The sequence below is a fragment of the Serratia sp. CY81684 genome (assembly GCF_052166595.1).
In the GTDB taxonomy this organism is placed as follows: domain Bacteria; phylum Pseudomonadota; class Gammaproteobacteria; order Enterobacterales; family Enterobacteriaceae; genus Serratia; species Serratia nematodiphila.
Map to the genome: position 1 here is coordinate 1,428,886 of NZ_JBJNOO010000003.1, position 17,922 is coordinate 1,446,807.

The 17,922-nt window shown below is 61.4% G+C and carries 14 protein-coding genes; 8 read left to right on the forward strand and 6 right to left on the reverse strand.

What is annotated here, in order from left to right; genetic code table 11:
• Positions 1-19: 19 nt before the first annotated feature.
• Both ACJ8QF_RS14675 and ACJ8QF_RS14680 read left to right on the forward strand, forming a co-directional pair.
• Positions 20-589, forward strand: coding sequence for a helix-turn-helix domain-containing protein (locus ACJ8QF_RS14675; protein WP_049188929.1), 570 nt, complete (start codon positions 20-22; stop codon positions 587-589).
• A gap of 123 nt (positions 590-712) precedes the next feature.
• Positions 713-2,638: a DUF3857 domain-containing protein gene (locus ACJ8QF_RS14680; protein WP_442537629.1), complete on the forward strand. Its 1,926-nt coding sequence runs from the start codon at positions 713-715 to the stop codon at positions 2,636-2,638.
• A 38-nt stretch (positions 2,639-2,676) separates the two neighbouring features.
• Here the strand turns inward: ACJ8QF_RS14680 and ACJ8QF_RS14685 are convergent, their stop codons facing one another.
• The 3 genes from ACJ8QF_RS14685 to ACJ8QF_RS14695 form a co-directional block, all read right to left on the reverse strand.
• Positions 2,677-3,033, reverse strand: a complete 357-nt coding sequence (locus ACJ8QF_RS14685) for a DUF1937 family protein (protein WP_103686681.1) — start codon at positions 3,031-3,033, stop codon at positions 2,677-2,679.
• A gap of 99 nt (positions 3,034-3,132) precedes the next feature.
• The gene (eutH, locus tag ACJ8QF_RS14690; RefSeq protein WP_275094787.1) at positions 3,133-4,365 is read right to left on the reverse strand and encodes an ethanolamine utilization protein EutH; all 1,233 of its coding nucleotides are present in this window, start codon (positions 4,363-4,365) and stop codon (positions 3,133-3,135) included.
• Positions 4,358-5,818 carry an FGGY-family carbohydrate kinase gene (locus tag ACJ8QF_RS14695; protein WP_442537630.1) on the reverse strand — a complete coding sequence of 487 codons (1,461 nt, stop codon included), beginning with the start codon at positions 5,816-5,818 and terminating at the stop codon, positions 4,358-4,360. The genes eutH and ACJ8QF_RS14695 overlap by 8 nt, the downstream gene beginning before the upstream one ends.
• Before the next feature lie 259 nt (positions 5,819-6,077).
• On the opposite strand from ACJ8QF_RS14695, the gene ACJ8QF_RS14700 reads away from it, so the two are divergent.
• The 3 genes from ACJ8QF_RS14700 (at position 6,078) to ACJ8QF_RS14710 (ending at position 9,578) form a co-directional block, all read left to right on the forward strand.
• Positions 6,078-7,481 (forward strand): NAD(P)/FAD-dependent oxidoreductase, encoded by a 1,404-nt coding sequence (locus ACJ8QF_RS14700; protein WP_075685920.1) that lies wholly within the window; start codon positions 6,078-6,080, stop codon positions 7,479-7,481.
• Entirely contained in the window at positions 7,471-8,694 is a 1,224-nt protein-coding gene (locus tag ACJ8QF_RS14705) for an FAD-dependent oxidoreductase (RefSeq protein WP_442537631.1), read from the forward strand. The genes ACJ8QF_RS14700 and ACJ8QF_RS14705 overlap by 11 nt, the downstream gene beginning before the upstream one ends.
• A 113-nt stretch (positions 8,695-8,807) precedes the next feature.
• A complete protein-coding gene (locus ACJ8QF_RS14710) occupies positions 8,808-9,578 on the forward strand; it encodes a DeoR/GlpR family DNA-binding transcription regulator (protein ID WP_004938020.1) in 771 nt (256 codons plus the stop codon).
• A 47-nt stretch (positions 9,579-9,625) separates the two neighbouring features.
• On the opposite strand, the gene ACJ8QF_RS14715 is transcribed toward ACJ8QF_RS14710, so the two are convergent.
• From ACJ8QF_RS14715 to ACJ8QF_RS14725, 3 genes are all read right to left on the reverse strand, one after another.
• Entirely contained in the window at positions 9,626-11,923 is a 2,298-nt protein-coding gene (locus tag ACJ8QF_RS14715) for an FdhF/YdeP family oxidoreductase (protein WP_442537658.1), read from the reverse strand.
• A 202-nt stretch (positions 11,924-12,125) separates the two neighbouring features.
• The gene (gene ggt, locus ACJ8QF_RS14720; RefSeq protein ID WP_442537632.1) at positions 12,126-13,799 is read right to left on the reverse strand and encodes a gamma-glutamyltransferase; all 1,674 of its coding nucleotides are present in this window, start codon (positions 13,797-13,799) and stop codon (positions 12,126-12,128) included.
• A gap of 161 nt (positions 13,800-13,960) precedes the next feature.
• Positions 13,961-14,824, reverse strand: a complete 864-nt coding sequence (locus ACJ8QF_RS14725; protein ID WP_442537633.1) for a LysR substrate-binding domain-containing protein — start codon at positions 14,822-14,824, stop codon at positions 13,961-13,963.
• Positions 14,825-14,967: 143 nt separating this feature from the next.
• Between ACJ8QF_RS14725 and ACJ8QF_RS14730 the strand changes: the two genes are divergently transcribed.
• The 3 genes from ACJ8QF_RS14730 (at position 14,968) to ACJ8QF_RS14740 (ending at position 17,858) form a co-directional block, all read left to right on the forward strand.
• Positions 14,968-16,107, forward strand: coding sequence for an agmatine deiminase family protein (locus ACJ8QF_RS14730; RefSeq protein WP_275094786.1), 1,140 nt, complete (start codon positions 14,968-14,970; stop codon positions 16,105-16,107).
• A gap of 76 nt (positions 16,108-16,183) precedes the next feature.
• Positions 16,184-16,864 carry a class I SAM-dependent methyltransferase gene (locus tag ACJ8QF_RS14735; RefSeq protein WP_021503722.1) on the forward strand — a complete coding sequence of 227 codons (681 nt, stop codon included), beginning with the start codon at positions 16,184-16,186 and terminating at the stop codon, positions 16,862-16,864.
• Between the two features lie 247 nt (positions 16,865-17,111).
• Complete coding sequence (locus ACJ8QF_RS14740; RefSeq protein WP_004938000.1) at positions 17,112-17,858, forward strand: IclR family transcriptional regulator; 747 nt, start codon at positions 17,112-17,114, stop codon at positions 17,856-17,858.
• The last annotated feature ends 64 nt before the right edge of the window (positions 17,859-17,922 follow it).

The following is a 17,922-nucleotide window of genomic DNA, read 5'->3' on the forward strand; positions in this document are numbered from 1 at the left end:
TTGAATGGTATAACGAACAATGAGCGAGAGCCTAATGCAGAACATCACGCCGATTGGCCTCTTGTCGGCGGCAATCCGCCGCGAGCGGGAGCGGTTGAACCTGTCCGTTACCGAACTGGCGAAGCGCGCGGGTATCGCCAAGTCCACGCTGTCGCAGCTCGAAGCCGGCAGCGGCAATCCCAGCCTGGAAACGCTGTGGGCGCTGGCGATGGCGCTGGATGTGCCGGTCAGCCGGCTGATTTCACAGCCGAGCAGGCCGGTGCAAGTGATCCGCGCCCATGAGGGAACGCCGGCGCTGTCGGAGCAGGGCAACTACGCCGCCACGCTGTTGGCGACCTGCCCACCGGGGGCGCAACGCGACATTTACCGGCTGCGGGTGCAACCCGGTGAAACGAAATGCTCGCGGCCGCATCCGCCGGGCACCGTCGAGCATGTGATCATCAGCAGCGGGCGCGCGCGCCTTGGCCCGGCGGATCAGCCGCTGGAGCTGAGCGCCGGCGATTACATCAGTTACTCCGCCGATCGCGAGCATGTATTCGAAGCGCTGGAGCCGGAGACCACCGCCGTGATGCTGATCGAACAGGGCTAACCCGGGCGTTGACGGTTCGTTTATTGAAAATGATTCTCAATTATATTAGTGTGCCCGCCTGTTTTGACGCCGGGACGGACGTATGGCCCGGTGTCGCTGCTTAACGCCCTTCAAGGACCGAAGATGAAAATCGCTATTCCTTCCATACTGTTACTCGCCGGTTTGACGGCGACGCACCCGGCCACCGTGTTGGCCGCTGCACCGCCCGCCGCGGCGGATCAGGGCCAGAACGACACGGCCAACAACGATTTCAGCTTCGTGCGCTATCGCGCGGATTATCGCGTTAACGCCAACGCCACCAACGTGAAGACGGAAAGCTACGAAGTGCTGCTGAAGACCAAGGCGGCGATCGAGAAATTCAGCCAGATCCGCCTGAGCTACAGCGAGAAAATGGAAACGCTGGAGGTGGTCGCCGCCTATACGCTGACCGCCGACGGCCAGCGCCACGACGTGGCACCCGACCGCATCTACACCCAGGAGAGCTACTCCAGCGCCACGGCGCCGCTGTATGCCGACCGCAAAGTGCGCGTCATCGTGTTCTCCAACCTGGCGCCGGGATCTCGCGTGGTGTATGAGCTGCGCCGCACGCAAAACACCCCGTATTTCCCCGACTATTTCGGCCTGTGGGAGACGTTCAGCGTTTTCGATCAGTTCGACGACGCCGAAGTGACCCTGCAGGCGCCGGCCAAGCTGCCGATGCATATCTTCACGCGCGGCGTCGAGGGCGGGGACCAGCCGCAGATCCGCAACGGGCAGGCGCACTGGCGCTGGCATTATTCGCGCAGCGCGCCGATGAAGGCGCAAAACTGGGCGGCGGACAGCTGGACCTTCAGCCCGACCATCATGGCCAGCACCTACCGCGATTGGCCGCAGTTGGCCAAGGCCTACCAGCTGAAGGCCGGTGCGGCGGCGAAGGTGACGCCGGGCATTCAGGCGCTGGCGGACAATATCACCGCCGGCATCAGCGATCGGCGCGAGCAGGCGGAGGCCCTCTATCGCTGGGTGGCGCAAAACATTCGCTACGTGGCGGTGTACCTGGGCAACGGCGGGCTGGAGCCGAATTCGGCGCAGAGCATTCTCGATAACCATTACGGCGACTGTAAGGATCACGTGGTGATCCTGGAGGCGCTGCTCGCCGCCAAGGGCATCGAAAGCTCGCCGGTGCTGATCGGCATGGATGAAGGCCCGATACTGCCTAACGTGCCGCTGCTCGGCCGCTTTAATCACGCCATCACCTATGTGCCGGAATTCAAACTGTACCTCGATTCCACCAATCCCTGGGCGCGTTTCGGGCAACTGCCGGAGGGCGACCTGGGGGCGCCGGTGCTGCTCACGCGCGACGCCAAACTGGCGCGCACGCCGGGCAGCGACGAGCAGCCGGTCAAGAGCGCGCTGAGCGTCGATTTCGTGTTCGACAAGGCGGGCAATCTGCAGGGGGAGACCGAGCGCCGGCTGAGCGAAGTGGAAGAGATTGACCTGCGGGGCTACTTCTCGCAGATCAACCGCCAGAACCGGGCGCAGGCCGAAGCGACGATCATGTCCGCCTCCGGCATCGACGGCAGCGGCGAGGTGGCGATGAACAGCGATCCGCTGGATCTCAAAAAGCAGTTCGGTTACCGCTTCCGCTTCAAGGCGGACGACTACGTCGATTTCGGCGTGGTGGGCGGCATGACCTTGCCCAACCCGCCCGGCGGCAAATCGTTCCGCACGCTGTATACCACCACGGCGGCGCCGGGCAACGAAACGCCGTTCTACTGCAGCGCGCAGCGCTACGACGAAACCTACCGCCTGCAGCTGCCGGCCAACGTGCCGATTATCGCCATTCCGCAAGACAGGCAGTTCCGCAATGCGGCGGGCGACTATCGCGTGGCATGGCGGCGCGACGGGCAGCAGGTGACCGTCAATCACCGCCTGCAGGTGAACGCCATTCGCGGCAAGGAAGCGCTGTGCCAGGCGCAGGATTACCCGGCGTTCCGCGAGCTGTTCCAGCAGGTGCGGCGCGGTTTCCGCGGCCAGGTGGTGTACGGCGAATTGGCCAACGGCAAATAGGCCGCTGCCCCGTCGCGCCAAGCGGCGGGGCGCACGCCTCAGTTGAACTCGCCTGCGACCTCGGACCACAGGCTGACGCGGCAGCCGCGCGCCGCGAAAGAATCCATCTCGCGCTTGATGCCGCCGCTCTCTTGCCAACCCGGCAAGTCGAGCACGATCAATTCATCCATCGCCGCCATGAACAGCGCGTCGATCGGCGCCCACAGCGTGCCGATGGCGGTTTTGTCGAGATCTTGCAGACAGAGATTGATCGGATGCGACATGCTGACCTGGCTAAAAACGGCGTTGCCGGCGCGAACGATAGCGGCGGCGACGTCGTTGCAGGCGATAAAGCGTTGCTGCACGACGTTGGCGTCGGCGTGGCTGTAGGGGCAGGCCAAAAATATTTTTCTCATTAGCGTTTGTTCTCTCAATAATTGTTGTCAGGGACGAAAAAAGGGCGCAGCTTCCCCGTGAGGCGGCGCCCCGTTTATTTTTATGGCTTAGGGATAAATTCAGCGAGCGGCGGCGGCGATGGCCGTCGATTGCCTTTGCGTCTGTTCTTTTTCCAGCAATTCAGCCTCCGGCACCGAAATTTTTATGGCGATCAGCACGGCGATCATGCCGCCGAGGAATTTGCCCATCATGATCGGCAACACCAGCGAAGGTTGGAAGTTGGCGGTAAACGCCAGGTGATCGCCCAACGTGGCCTGCGCGCAGATGCCGAAGGCCACGCACAGCACCTTATCGCGCGCCCGCATGCCTTTGAACAGGTGATAAACGGCGATGATATTGGCCAATACCATAATAAAGCCCAGCGCGCCGGTATCCGATAAACCGAGCTTTTTACCGATGAAATGCATCGGCTTGCGGCAATAGCGCTGGAATAAATAACAAATGGGGAATGTGCCCGCCAACATAATGCCGATATAACCGGCGATCTCGATAGCGCGGAATAATTCGTCTTTGTCGGCAAATAACGGATCGAACACCCAGCCGCCGAATACCTTTTTAAACACGCCGGTGAAATGCTCGATGATGCACAGCGCCAACACCAGTTTGATAAAGGCATCCGCCGCCTTGCCGAAGATTAGGAACCCTTTCACCATCGCCGCCGGCCGCAGCTTCAGCCCCAGCGCCAACAGGAAGCACAGGGCGAACAGCGGCGACAGCAGCCGCAGCGCCTGCAGCAAGTCCAGCTGCAGATAGTGCGCGGCGGGCGAGGTGGTGGAAATGATCTCCCTGACCGGCAGGTTGTTGAGGGTGATGGTCACCAGGGCGATCAGCACGGCGAACGGAATGCTGATCAAACCCGCCATGGCCCCTAACGCCAGATACTTATGGTCGTCGCGGTTCAGCATGATAAGCCCGACCGGGATCAGATAGACGATGCTGGCGCCGGAGGTGTAACCCACCAGCATGGCGACGATCCACATATCGCGGTTGGCGGCGATGGCGTCGGCCAACTGGTAGCCGCCCATGTCCACGGCGATCACCGCCAGCGCCGCGATCGAGGCGTCTGAGCCGAGCGCTGAGAAGAAGGGGCCGATGCTGTACATGATCAGGTAAGAGATGATCGGGATCGCGGCCATGATGCCCGCCTGGGCGAGAAACACCGGGCCGATGGCATGAATGCCGTTGACGAACTCACGCCCCAGCTCGCCTTCCGGCTTGACGATCGACGCCAACGCGCCGATCAGGGTGCCGGCCATGATGATATAGATGATGACATTACCGAACTCAGCCATGGTGTTCCTCCTGCGGTGAACGTAAGCCGCGCGAGCGCGCGATGATTTCCTGATAGCGGGTAAACCAGACCCTCATATCGACCTCGGCGGGTTCCGTCACTTCATAACGGTTGAGCACCTTGAGCGGATGTTCCATCCCCAATCCTTTACGCGCCAGCAGCGCCACGCCCAGGGCGGTGATCTCCTTATTAGCGGGAGAGACGATGCGCTTTTGGATCAGGTTGGCGAGAAACTGCGTGAAGTAACGGTTGGCGGACAGACCGCCGTCCACCGAAATGCTGTCGCCGATCGGTTTCAGTTTATCCATGGCGTTGATCACCTCGGCGGAACGCATGGCGATGCCTTCGAGGATCGACTGCAGCAGATCCTTGCGTTCGGTTTCCAGCGACAGGCCGGCCCACATCCCGGCGGCGGAGCGATCCCAGTACGGGCAGGCCAGCCCAGAGAGCGCGGGTACAAAGGCCAGGCCGCGCGCGATGGCCGGCTGGGCCGGAAAATCGCCGAATTCATCGAAATCGTTGAACAGGCCTATCTTTCTTGCCCAGTTAATGGCGGAGGCCGCGTTATAAACGCCGCCGTCCAGGCCATACACCGGCTCGCTGCCGGGCAGCTTCCAGCACAGCGTGGGCAACAGGCCGGACTCGCCGGCGTCGATCGGGCGCGGCCCGGTGATCGCCTGTAAAAAGGCGCCGGTACCGAAGGTGATCTTCATCTGCCCCGGTTGATGGCAGCCGTGGCCGTAAGTGCCGGCAAACTGGTCGACGATGCAGGCCGTCAACGGCACCGGCTTGCCGTTGAGCGCGACGTCGCCGAAGTGGCCGATGTTGTCTCTGACCTCGGGCAGGCTGTCGATCGGCACGCCGAACAAACGGCACAGCTCCTCGTCCCACTGCAGGGTATAAATGTTGAACAACGAGGTGCGCGAGGCCGAGTTATAGTCGGTGAGGTGCCGGCCGCACAGGTGGAACAGGAAGAAAGCGTCCATGGTGCCGAGCCGCAGGCGGCCGCGTTGCGCCAGCTGCCTGGCCCCCGGCGCGTTGTTCATCAGCCAGCCCATCTTGCTGGCGGAGAAGTAGGTATCGAGCGGCAGGCCGGTTTTCGCCATCACCAGCGGCTCGACGCCTTCGCGTTTCAGGCGCTGGATCTCCGGCTCGGTGCGCTGATCTTGCCAAACGATGGCGTTGTACAGCGGCAGGCCGCTGTCGGCGTCCCAGGCCAGCAGGCTTTCGCCCTGATGCCCTAAACCGATGGCATCCACCATGTCGCACTGGCTGAGACAGCGGCGGATATTCGCCAAAATCTCCAGGGCGTCGTGTTCCACCCAGCCCGGATTGGGGGTGATCTGCTTGTGCGGCATGCTGGCCGGCGAATGGTGCCTGCCGTCTTCGCCGAACACCACGACCCGGGTGCCGGTGGTTCCCTGATCAATCGCGGCATAACGTTGATTCATCATTGCTTCGCTCTCTTATAGGTTTTGTTTTTTTATTGTGCCTGGTGTTGGTTGTGTGACTGTTTTAATAATCTATCTTCAATTTCACACATTAAAGCAACATAAATCACAAGATAAAATAACCCCGCGTGATCGACCTCATACTTTTTGCTTATCACCCGCCTTATGCGGCATTTTTTTGGGAGTTGTGTTGTTTTTACCATTTCAAATGCGGTTATTGTGTGGTTTTATTGTGGTTATCACATCAAAACGGGACATCAGCATGATGGAAGAACAAACGGATTGGGACATTGTCGTGATTGGCGGCGGTGTGGTCGGGTGTGCGGTATTCCGCAAATTCTGCCTGATGGGCGCCCGTACGCTGCTGTTGGAAAAGGGGGGCGATATCCTGTCCGGTGCCAGCAAAGCCAACAGCGCGCTGCTGCATACCGGCTTCGATGCGCCGAGCGGCAGCCTGGAACTGCATTGCATGCAGGCCGGCTACCGGGAGTTTATCGCCATCCGTGAACGGATGAATTTGCCGCTGTTGCCTACCGGCGCGTTGGTGGTGGCGTGGGACGAGCAGCAGCTGGCGGCGCTGCCCGCGATCGTGCAGCAGGCGCATGACAACGGCGTGCTGGACGTGGCGCAGATCGACGCCGCCGAGCTGTATCGCCGTGAGCCGCAGCTGGCGCCCGGCGCGTTGGCGGCGGTAGAGGTACCGGGAGAGAGCGTGATCGATCCCTGGAGCACGCCGCTGGCGTACCTGACGCAAGGTGTCAAACACGGCGGCGACTATCGCTTCAATACCGAGGTGACCGGCGCCGAACGCTTGCCGACCGGCTGGCGGCTAACCAGCAACCGGGGCGAGTTTCACGGCAAAATCGTCATCAACTGCGCCGGCAATCAGGGCGACCGGGTAGAAAGTTTCTGCCATCAGCCCGAGTTTGAAATCCGCCCGCGCAAAGGGCAGTTCCTGGTGTTCGACAAGGCCGCCGCCGGTCAGGTCAACGCCATCATCTTGCCGGTGCCGACGGCGATCACCAAAGGGGTGCTGCTGTCGAAAACCATCTTCGGCAATTTGCTGCTCGGGCCGACCGCCGAAGAGCAGCAGGACCGCGAGACGGCGACGGTGGACGAAACCAAAATGCGCGAGCTGATCGAACAGGGCACCCGACTGCTGCCCACGCTGGCGAATTACAGCGTGACCGCCAGCTATGCCGGATTACGCCCGGCGACCGAACAGAAACACTACCGCATTCAGCACTATCCCGATCGGCAGTGGATCTGCGTGGCGGGCATTCGCTCCACCGGCCTGACGGCGGCGCTCGGCATCGCGCAATACGTGGAGCAGCTTTATCGCGACCACTTTACGCCGTGCTTCACGCTGACAACGCCGCAGACCGTGCATTGGCCGCAGATGCCGATGCTTGCCGACTATGCGCTGCGCGATTATGCGCGCCCGGACAACGGCGGCATCGTTTGCCATTGTGAGCTGGTGACCCAGCGGGAGATAGAGGCGGCGTTCGATTCCGCCGTGCCGCCGGAATGCATCGGCGGGCTGCGGCGCCGCACGCGCGTGATGATGGGGCGCTGCAACGGTTTCTATTGCAGCAGCCGGGTGGCGGAAATGGTGGGCGATCGTTTTGGCCAAACGCTGGCCGTAGGGAGCATTGATGAAAACTGAGTATCAGGTGGCGATTGTCGGCGCCGGGCCGGCCGGGATTGCGGCGGCGACCGCGCTGCGGCAGGCGGGCATCGAGGATGTGGTGATCCTGGAGCGGGAACAGCAGGCGGGCGGCGTGCCCAGGCACTGCCGACATCCCACCTTCGGGCTGCAGACTTTTTACCGGCCGATGCTGGGGTCCACCTATGTTGATAAGATACTGGCGCGCGCCGGGCAGGTAGAGATCCGCACCGGCGTGACGGTGCTCGCCATCAAACCAGACGGTGAGCTGACCATCACGGACCGCCGTGGCGTCAGCATCTTGAAAGCGCAGCGGGTGATCCTGGCGACCGGCGTGCGCGAGACGCCGCGTCATCCACGCCTGGTGAGCGGCCTGCGGCCGCAGGGCGTGCTGACCGCCGGCGCGCTGCAGCAGTTCGTCTATTTGCGCGGGCTGCAGCCGGGCAAGGCGCCGGTGGTGGTCGGCACCGAGCTGGTCAGTTTCTCCGCGCTGTGGACGCTGCGCAACGCCGGCGTGCGCGCCGTCGCCATGATTGAAAGCGGCGGCAGGCCCGTCGCCTGGCGGCTGAGCGCGCTCTATGCGCGCCTGATGGGGGTGCCGATTCACTATTATTCGCGGGTGACCGACATTGCCGGCCGCGATCGGGTCGAATCCATCGAGGTGGAGAATCGCCAGGGAGAGAAACGGCGCATCGCCTGCGACAGCCTGATCTTCACCGGCCGCTTCACCGGGGAGTATACGCTGATCCGCCAGAGCCACCTGGCGCAGCGGCCGGAGAGCGGCTGCCCGCTGACCGATCAGTTCGGCCGCTGTTCCGACGCCGCCTATTTCGCCGTCGGTAACATGCTGCACCCGGCAGACATGGGCGACCAGTGTTATCAGGAAGGGCTGCACGTCGGCGAAGCCGTTGCCCGTTCGCTGCAGCGCACGCTGCCGCCGGCGCGGCAAATCCTCCCGGTGCGGCATGACGAGCGGATCCGCCTGACCGCGCCTGCCAACGTGGCGCTGATCGGCAAACCCACCACGGTCACGATCAATATGCGCGTGGAACAGCCGGTGTCCGGTTCGGTGGTGGTGCGGCTGGGGGAGAAAGTGCTGTACCGCAAAACGCATCGCTGCCTGCCGGAACGGCGGATCCTGCTGCGCAACATCGCCTTGCCGCCCGGCGGCGAGCGTGACGCGCTGCACATCAGCATCGAACCCACCGGATGAACGGCGGCTACGGCTTGCGTCTAACGCCCTGAAACCCGTAGTATTCCGTCAGTTAACGCCGCGAGTCTCGGCGGAAGCAGTCACTCTTACTTAAGGCAGCGAGTGTAATGTGAATGGATATCTCTAATTCCGTGGAAAGGCGCAATGAAATACTGGCGCTGATCCAGGCCAATGGCCGGGTTTACGTGAATGAGCTGGCGGATAAATTCCAGGTTTCGCAGGAAACCATTCGGCGCGATCTGAACAAGCTGGAAGACTATCGGCTGATCAAGAAGATCCACGGTGGCGCGGTCAGCAGCCAGTTCAAGTTCGAGCATGAATTCAATGAGCGGGCCAAAATCGCCGAGGCTGAGAAGCGCGCCATCGCGGAGAAAGCGGTGACGCTGATCCAACCGGGCGATACGGTGTTCGTGGATTTCGGCTCCACCACGCTGGAGTTCGCTCGGCAGTTGGCGACGGTGGATCAGTTGACGGTCATCACCAACTCGCCGCTGATCGCCAACGTCTGTCTGGAAAATGACTCCATCGACGTGGTGCTGATCGGCGGGCAGTTCATCGACTCCAAAATGGCGTGCCTGGGCGCGATCGCGTTGAATAATATCGAAGCGTTTTTCGCCGATTACGCCATTATCGGCGCCGGTGCGGTTAATGTGCAGACCGGGGTGATGGATCAAAACGTCAATGAGGCGGCCATCGCGCGCAAAATGATTGCGCAGAGCCGCAAATGCATCGTGCTGGCGGATGAAAACAAGCTGCGCGGGCATGCGATGACGCTGGTGGCCAAATGGCCCGAGGTCGATTATCTGGTGACCTCCGACAGCGGTAATGCATTGGAAGGATTGGTTTTCCCCGCCAACGTCAATGTGTTGGTGGCGCAGGTATAAAGGGGAGAAGCCTTTCTCCATGCGGAGAAAGGCTCAAACCGCTTCCGTCAGGCGATATCGACCGCGCGCACCTCTTTGGATCTCAGCTTCACGCGGATTGGCACCGATTTGTACGAAGGCGTACCGCTCTCCTCATCGATGTAATGCAACGGCACCAGCACGTTGGCTTCCGGGTAGTAGGCGCCAACCGATCCGGCCGAGATGTTGTAGGCGATCACCGTGATGCCTTCCAGGCGCTGGGTGCTGCCGGGCAGCGCCGTTTCCAGGTCGACCACGTCGCCATGCTCCAGCCCCAAACGTTGCAGATCGCTGTCATTCATAAACAGCACGTCGCGCCGGCCGAAAACCCCGCGATAGCGGTCATCCAGGGCATAGATGGTGGTGTTGTACTGATCGTGGCTGCGCAGGGTGATCAGCCGCAGCGTATTTTGTTCCGCCGCAATCTGGTCTTCGTGCAACCCGCTGAACACCGAAAACATCGCTTTGCCCGTCGCCGTCGGCCACTGGCGTTCTGTCGGCGGCAATGGCATGCGAAAACCGCCGGGTTGACGAATGCGCGCGTTGTAATTGTCGAAGCCGGGGATGGTTTTTTCGATCAGATCGCGGATCACGTCGTAATCCTCGATCAGCTCATCCCAGGGCACCTTGCTGGCGGGCATCACCGTTTTGGCCATGCCGGCCACAATGGCGGGTTCCGAACGCAGGAGTTCCGACGCCGGTTTTAATTTGCCGGACGAGGCATGCACCATCGACATCGAATCCTCCACCGTCACCGATTGCCGTCCGCCGGCCTGCAGGTCCAGCTCGGTACGGCCCAGGCAGGGCAGAATGAGAGTTTCTTTCGCCACCAACAGATGGCTGCGATTGAGTTTGGTGCCGATATGCACGCTTAACTCCAGCGCTTTCATCGCCGGGAAGCTCTGCTCGGGGTCCGGCAGCGCCACGGCGAAGTTGCCGCCCAGGCAAATCAACGCTTTCGAAGCGCCGTCGATCATCGCCTGCATGCATTTCACGGCATCGTGACCGTGGGCTTTGGGCGGCGTGAAGCCAAACACCGTTTCCAGCTTCGCCAAAAATTCGGCCGAGGGTTTTTCGGTGATGCCGACGGTGCGGTTGCCCTGCACGTTAGAGTGGCCGCGCAGCGGGCAAATGCCGGCGCCCGGTTTGCCAATGTTGCCGCGCAGCAGCAGCAGGTCAGCGATCAGGCGCACGTTGGCCGTCCCTTTATTGTGCTGCGTAATGCCCATGCCGTAGGTCACGATGGTGGCGTTGGATTTCGCGTAAGCGGCGGCGACCTGTTCCAGATCCTGACGCGTCAGACCGCTTTCCGCCTCAATGGCTTCCCAACGGGTGGCCCGCAGATCGGCGTCGAAAGCCGTAAACCCTTCAGTGTGCTCGGCAATAAAGGCGTGATCCAGCGCATTGCCATGCTCATCATCCAACTGCAGCAATGCTTTGGCGATGCCTTTGAGCGCCGCAGCATCGCCGCCGGCTTTGACCTGATAGTAGGTTGAAGCGATCGGGGTCGAACTGTAGGTCGCCATTTCGATGACGTTTTGCGGATCGGTGAAACGTTCGAGCGCCCGCTCGCGCAGCGGGTTAAACACAATGATCGGCACTTTTTTGCGCGCCAGCTCATGCAGCGTGCCCATCATGCGCGGGTGGTTGGTGCCCGGGTTGTGCCCGATGGAAATAACCAGCTCCGCGCTGTCAAAGTCGTCCAGCGAGACAGTGCCTTTGCCGATGCCGATCGACTGCGGCAGGCCAACGCTGGTCGGCTCATGGCACATGTTGGAGCAGTCGGGAAAGTTATTGCTGCCAAATTCACGCGCAAACAGCTGGAACAGGTAGGCCGCTTCATTGGACGCCCGGCCGGAGGTATAAAATTCCACCTGTTCCGGCGGCAGCGTCTGCAAGACGGCGGCGATGCGTTGGAACGCCTCGTCCCAGGCCAGCGGGCGCAGGGTGTCCGTCCCGGCGTCATAAAACAGGGGCGTGGTCAGACGGCCGTAGTCCTCCAACTGATAATCGGTTTTTTGCAGCAGTGAGGTCACGGTATTTTGCGCCAGGAATTCGGGGGTCACGCGCTTGCTGGTCGCTTCCCAGGTCACGGCTTTGGCGCCGTTTTCGCAAAACTGAAAGGTGGAGCGATGCTCTTTATCCGGCCACGCACATCCCGGGCAGTCAAACCCGTCGGGCTGGTTGGTACGCATCAGCGTCACCGGCGCTTCCAGGGTATCCATCTGTGTGCGCACGGCGATGGCCGTCGCTTTCAGCGCGCCCCAACCGCCGGCGGGCCCATCGTAGGGATGGACACCGGGTACTGCTCGTCTTTTCGCCATTATTGATTGCCTCCGACACCGCTTACGATAAATGCAGGTGATTGATTTAAAATTAATATTGTCGTTATCGTCTAAGAAGGAAGGCAGACGCCGCCGTCGTCAAACGCGAGCCTGTCGCTTCAGTATAGATGAGTAAGAAAGGGCGCAGCGGCAGTCAATGCGGGGAAGTAGCGGCCCGTCTAACCTGAGGCGGGCCGCCGGGGCGTTACTTTTTCACCACCAGGCCCACGCCGCGGCCGCGCGGATCGGACGCGGTTTCCGGCGTGCGGCCATCGATGCGGATGACCTGAATATCCCCCATGTTCCAGCCCTGGTCTTCGAGGGTGTAGCCCATGGCCTTCAGCTCGTCCGCCGGTTTGCCGGTCAGCGGCGCAAAGCTGTCATAGTAGACGGTGTCCTTCGGCAACAGCTGATGGTGTACGCGCTGGGCGGCCACCGCCTGCGCCAGCGGCAGATGGTAATCGTAGAGGTTGTTGATCACCTGGAAGATCGAGGTGAAGATGCGCGAACCGCCCGGGGTGCCGATCACCAGGGTGACGTCGCCGTCGCGGGTGATGATGGTCGGGCTCATCGAGGAGAGCATGCGTTTGCCCGGCTCAATGGCGTTGGCGTCGCTGCCCACCACGCCAAAGGCATTGGCGACGCCCGGTTTGGCGCTGAAGTCATCCATCTCGTCGTTGAGCAGGAAGCCGGCGCCTTTGACCACCACGCCGCTGCCAAAGTCCCAGTTGAGCGTATAGGTGTTGCTGACGGCGTTGCCGGCGGCATCGACGATCGAGAAATGGGTGGTTTGGTGGGTTTCCAGCCCCGGCCGTACCTGCTCGGTCGGTGAGATCGCCTGCGGATTGATCTCGGCGGCGCGTTTTTGCAGGTAATCAGGGGCGATCAACTGCGCTTCCGGCACGTTAGTGAAATCCGGATCGCCGAGGTAGTCGGCGCGATCGGCGAACACGCGTTTTTCGATCTCCGCCAACAGGTGGATATAGCGCGCCGAGTTCAGCGGCACGCCCTTGAAGTCGGCGGCGCGATCTTCTTTTATCCCCAGCAGCTGCGCCAGCGCGATGCCGCCGGAGCTGGGCAGCGGGGCGGTATACACGGTGTTGCCGCGCCAGCTGATGCGCATCGGTTCGCGCCATTTCACCCGGTAGTCGGCCAGATCCGCCGCGCCGATCAGCCCGTTGTCGCGCTGCATTTGCGCCACCAGCAGGCGGGCGGTTTCGCCGTGATAAAAATCGTCGGCGCCCGATTTGGCGATGCGCTCAAGGGTGGCGGCCAGCTCCGGCTGTTTGAACACCGTGCCGGGTTTCATGGCGCCGAAATAGTCGCCGAAGTTGGTTTTACCGGCGAACAGCTTGTTGGCGTCTTCACGGTACTGATACTGCTGATCCGCTACGGTGAAACCTTGCCGGGCGTAACCGATCGCCGGCGTCAGCAGTTCGGCCCACGGCAGCTTGCCGAAACGCTTGTGGGCTTCCCACAACCCCAGCACGGTGCCCGGCACGCCGGCGGCGCGGCTGCCCACCAGGCTGAGATTTTCGATCACTTCACCTTTCTCGTTCAGATACATAGTTTTGCCGGCGGCCTTGGGCGCCACTTCGCGGTAGTCGAGAAAATAGGGCTTGCCGTCGACGTACAGCGTCATAAAGCCGCCGCCGCCGATATTGCCGGCTTCAGGGTAGGTTACCGCCAGGGTAAAGGCGGTGGCGACCGCCGCATCGACCGCGTTGCCGCCGGCCTGCAGAATGTGCGCGGCGACCTTGGCGCCATACTGATCCGGAGCGGCGACCGCGCTGGCGGTCAGATCGGCGGCACAGGCGGCGGGAAGGGAGCAAACAAGGGTCACGCTCAGCGCTATCGTTTTCAATAAACCGGCAGACATAGAAGATCCTTTTAGCGATGTTCAGTTATCAGGTGAATTCAACTAATTATTTTGAAACAGCAGGTTAGCGCGTTTTCTTCGGGCTGTTGCGGCGCTTTATTGAAAGTAGCAGCGGTCAGGCGGGCCCGCCTGACCAGAGTAGCAAATCGTGACGTGGCGCGTTATGCGCCGGCGGGCAGCGCCGACTGCAGCCATTGGCAGAAGTGCCGGGCGAGCGGATTATGTTCGCTGTCGCGGTGCAGCAGCCACGCCCAGTTGGCGCCGCGCACGCGTTGCTCGGTTAACGGTTGCAGCAGCCCGACGTCGCGCGCGTGTTGCGCCAGCAGTTGGCTGACCAACGCGATGCCGAGGCCGTTGCAGGCGGCGTCCAGCAGCAGACCAGGATCGGAGAAGTTCAGCCCGCTGTCGCGTTGGCCGACGTGCGCGCCGCCCGCCACCGTCCAGTGGCTCCAGTCCATCTCGCGTTCGCCGTGCAAGGTCACGCGCTGCTCCGGCGCCAACGCCAATAGGCTGGGGTGGCAGGCGGGATAGAGCCGGTCGGTACAGAGAACGTTAAAGGTGCAGTCCGCCTGCGCGCTGAGATCGTCGCGGATCGCCAGATCGATGCTGTCCGTCGCCATATCCGGCGGTTCAAAGCTGGTGAACAGCCACAGATCGATCTGCGGATGTCGCCGGTTGAACTCGCCCAACCGCGGCGTCAGCCAGTGACGGGCAAAGGCCGGCGTCGTGTTGACGATCAGCTGATTGGGTTTGCGGTACTGATCCAAACGGCGAATGCCGACGGCCAATTGTTGCAGCATCACCTGCGCGGTGCTGAACAGATCGTGGCCGGCGTCGGTCAGCGTTACGCTGCGGCCGGTGCGGAAGAACAGCGGCTGTTCCAAAAACGCCTCGAGGCTGCGGATCTGTTGGCTGATGGCCGACTGGGTCAGGTGCAATTCTTCGGCGGCCTGATGAAAACTACCCAGGCGCGCCGCCGCTTCGAAACCGCGCAGGGCGCTCAAGGGGGGCCAGTGTTTTAACATTATCGATAAGCCTGTCTAATCAGATATCCGCTAAATATATCGTTTGTCGCGGTGGCGGGGGAAGACTAGCATGAGATTCAAGTGCCGGAGCGTAAAGATCTCGGCTAACTATTTGAATTTAAATTAATTAAAAGAGGTTGTTTATGTCAACGCGTCGCACCTTTATCAAGCAGCTTTCGGCGGTGGCCGGCGTCGGCTTGACGGCATCGTTGGGCTTTCCATTACGCGGTCACGCAGAAGCTGCGCTTAATCCGGCCTGGCGGATGCCCGACGAAGGGGAACCTCAGCTGCGGGCGTTTCTCGCCTTCGGCGCCCAGAAGGCCATCTGGGGCGGGTTCACGGCGGACGTGCAGGCAGCGCAGGGGCGCATCGCCCGCGCCATCGCCGAGTTTCAGCCGCTGACGGTATTTTGCCGCGCGCACGAACGGCAGCTGGCGGAGGCCACCTGCGGCAGTCAGAACGTCAGCTATGTCGTCACCGAACTGGATGACATCTGGATGCGTGACATTGGCGCCAATTTCGTCGTCAACGACGCCGGTGCGCTGGGCGCGGTGGATTTCAACTTCAACGGCTGGGGCGATAAGCAGCGGCATGCCAGGGATGCGCGTCTGGCGGCGTTCGCCGCCAAAAAATACGGCGTCGCTCAGCCGCGCCGCAGTGCGTTGGTAGGCGAAGGCGGCGGCATTGAGGTGGATGGGCGCGGCACCGGCATCATGACCGAGAGCAGTTGGGTGAATGCAAACCGTAATCCAGGCTGGAACCGCGATCGGGTGGAGCAGGAGCTGAAGGCGATGCTCGGCCTGCGCAAAATTATCTGGCTGCCGGGCATTAAAGGCCGGGACATCACCGACGCCCACGTCGATTTTTATGCCCGTTTCGTGCGGCCGGGCGTGGTGGTGGCCAACCTGGACACCGATCCGGCCTCTTATGATCATGCGGTTACCCAGGCGCATCTGGCGATCCTCAAGGCAGCGACCGACGCCGACGGCCGCAAGCTGCAGGTGCATACGCTTTCGCCGCCGCTGGCACCGCGCGACAGCCGTTTCAGCCGTAACAATCCGGACTTTGCGGCGGGCTACATCAACTATTTCGTGATCAACGGCGCGGTGATCGCCCCTGAATTTGGCGACCCGCAGGCGGATAAGGCGGCATTTACGCTACTGTCGGCGCTCTATCCGCAGCGCAAGGTGGTGCAGTTGGAGATCGACGCCATCGCGGCCGGCGGCGGCGGCATTCACTGCGTGACCAGCCAGCTGCCGGTGCATGGCAAACCAGAGCAGTGAATGTTCAAAAAATGCGCGCACGGTTGTTTGTCGCCATAGGCTGTGGTTGGCTGAGTGGAAACATAAGGAGGCCATCATGAACGACTCATCCTTGAGCATTCCCACCTGGTATCGCGATCCGCACGCAGAGCAGGCCATGGCCGAAGGCCATGCGCCTATCTGGCGGCATCTGCTAACTCTGGTGCCGGAACACGAACTGTCCGGCGTCAGGGTGCTGGACTTCGGCTGCAATCAGGGCGGTTTTCTGCGTCTGTTGCACCAAATCCGGCCATTTCGTGAAGGGCTCGGCGTCGATATCGCCCGCCAGTCCGTCGAACACGCCAATCGCCTGAAAGGAAACCTGCCGATCGATTATCAAACCGACACGCGGCTGACAGGCTGGGATGACCATTTCGATATCGCCTTCAGCCATGAAGTCATCTATCTGATCGAAGATATCGCGCAGCATGCCGCCGATATGCTGCGGGCGCTGAAACCGGGCGGCGTTTACTATGCGGTGACCGGTTGCCACACCGACAACCCGCTGTGGCCGCAATGGCGCGCAAGGGTCGCTGAACAGACGCATACCGTGGTGCAGGATCGCTCGCTGGACGACTATGCGCGCATTTTCTCCGGCGCGGGGTTCCAGGTCTCTGCCCGCAGGCTGGGTTTTTCCGGCTTCGTGCCCTATGAGCCGGACGGTTGGATGCCGAATATCGCGGCGGCGATCGACTACTATTGGCACACCAAAACGGTGTTCAGATTGGCGAAGCCGTAAAAAGCCGTAGGTACGTGAGGCTGTTGGCGTAGGCGCCTGCGCGATGATGAAACATGGGCAAACGGCCATCCTGAATATCATGGGGGGAGCTATTGCTTTTATCTCACGGTGTTGCTCTAAAAAATCCTGGTATCTGTGATGAGGCAGGTAGGCGGGGGATTTTCCATGGATCTTGTCCACCTATCCAATATGTGGACAACCTGTGATATTCTTTCGTCCCTGACCCCATTCAATGTGGAACATCACGATGAGTAATGACGCGGATAATAGCGGCTCACAGGTGATTGCCCGGGCCGCCACCCTGCTGCGGGCGCTGGAAACTCAACCGAAGGGCATGACCATCTCTCAATTGTCCCGGGAAACGGGGCTGCCGCGCACCACCGTACACCGTTTGGTCACCTCGCTTGAATCGCAACAGCTGCTCATCATGGGCAGCGGCGGCGTTCAATTAGGGCCGGCGCTCGCCCGCCTGGCGGCTTCCGCGCATACGGATGTGATCACCCTTGCAAAACCGGCGATGGAAACGCTTGGCCGCCGCACGCGTGAAACCGTCGATTTGTGCGTTTACCGCGGCAGCCACGCGGTATCGGTAGGCCAGTTTGTTTCCGATCAGGAACTTCGCGTCGTATCAGCCGTTGGCACCGCCTTTCCGTGCCACTGCACAGCGCATGGCAAAGCCATTCTGGCCGAGCTGCCTGACGAAAAGATTGCGGATCTGCTTGGCGGCCAGCCGGATGTCAGAACGGATAATACCCTCAGAACCGTCTCATCCGTACTGGAGGACATTCGGGAAACCAGGATCCGTCGTTACGCCATCGATCGCGAAGAGCACGCTCGCGGCGTCTGTGGCGTCGGCGTTTACCTCAATATCGGCGTCAACGAGCTTTACGCCATATCCATTGCGGTTCCGGCCATGCGCTTCGAGGAAAAGTTTGACCATCTGCTCGGTTCGCTGATGCAGTGCAAAGCGGAAATCGAGGCGATGCTGGCATAACAAGCCGGGGCGTTTGGCCCGGCAGGCGCTAAACGCCGCATGGGCAAGCCTGCCTCGCCCCCGG

What these genes read in the sequence shown, in the direction of transcription:
- ACJ8QF_RS14675 (WP_049188929.1), top strand. Translation starts at nt 20, where the DNA reads ATGAGCGAGAGCCTAATGCAGAACATCACGCCGATTGGCCTCTTGTCG.
- ACJ8QF_RS14730 (WP_275094786.1), top strand. Translation starts at nt 14,968, where the DNA reads ATGTCAACGCGTCGCACCTTTATCAAGCAGCTTTCGGCGGTGGCCGGC.
- ACJ8QF_RS14705 (WP_442537631.1), top strand. Translation starts at nt 7,471, where the DNA reads ATGAAAACTGAGTATCAGGTGGCGATTGTCGGCGCCGGGCCGGCCGGG.
- ACJ8QF_RS14680 (WP_442537629.1), top strand. Translation starts at nt 713, where the DNA reads ATGAAAATCGCTATTCCTTCCATACTGTTACTCGCCGGTTTGACGGCG.
- ACJ8QF_RS14735 (WP_021503722.1), top strand. Translation starts at nt 16,184, where the DNA reads ATGAACGACTCATCCTTGAGCATTCCCACCTGGTATCGCGATCCGCAC.
- ACJ8QF_RS14700 (WP_075685920.1), top strand. Translation starts at nt 6,078, where the DNA reads ATGATGGAAGAACAAACGGATTGGGACATTGTCGTGATTGGCGGCGGT.
- ggt (WP_442537632.1), bottom strand. Translation starts at nt 13,799, where the DNA reads ATGTCTGCCGGTTTATTGAAAACGATAGCGCTGAGCGTGACCCTTGTT.
- eutH (WP_275094787.1), bottom strand. Translation starts at nt 4,365, where the DNA reads ATGGCTGAGTTCGGTAATGTCATCATCTATATCATCATGGCCGGCACC.
- ACJ8QF_RS14710 (WP_004938020.1), top strand. Translation starts at nt 8,808, where the DNA reads ATGGATATCTCTAATTCCGTGGAAAGGCGCAATGAAATACTGGCGCTG.
- ACJ8QF_RS14740 (WP_004938000.1), top strand. Translation starts at nt 17,112, where the DNA reads ATGAGTAATGACGCGGATAATAGCGGCTCACAGGTGATTGCCCGGGCC.
- ACJ8QF_RS14725 (WP_442537633.1), bottom strand. Translation starts at nt 14,824, where the DNA reads ATGTTAAAACACTGGCCCCCCTTGAGCGCCCTGCGCGGTTTCGAAGCG.
- ACJ8QF_RS14695 (WP_442537630.1), bottom strand. Translation starts at nt 5,818, where the DNA reads ATGATGAATCAACGTTATGCCGCGATTGATCAGGGAACCACCGGCACC.
- ACJ8QF_RS14685 (WP_103686681.1), bottom strand. Translation starts at nt 3,033, where the DNA reads ATGAGAAAAATATTTTTGGCCTGCCCCTACAGCCACGCCGACGCCAAC.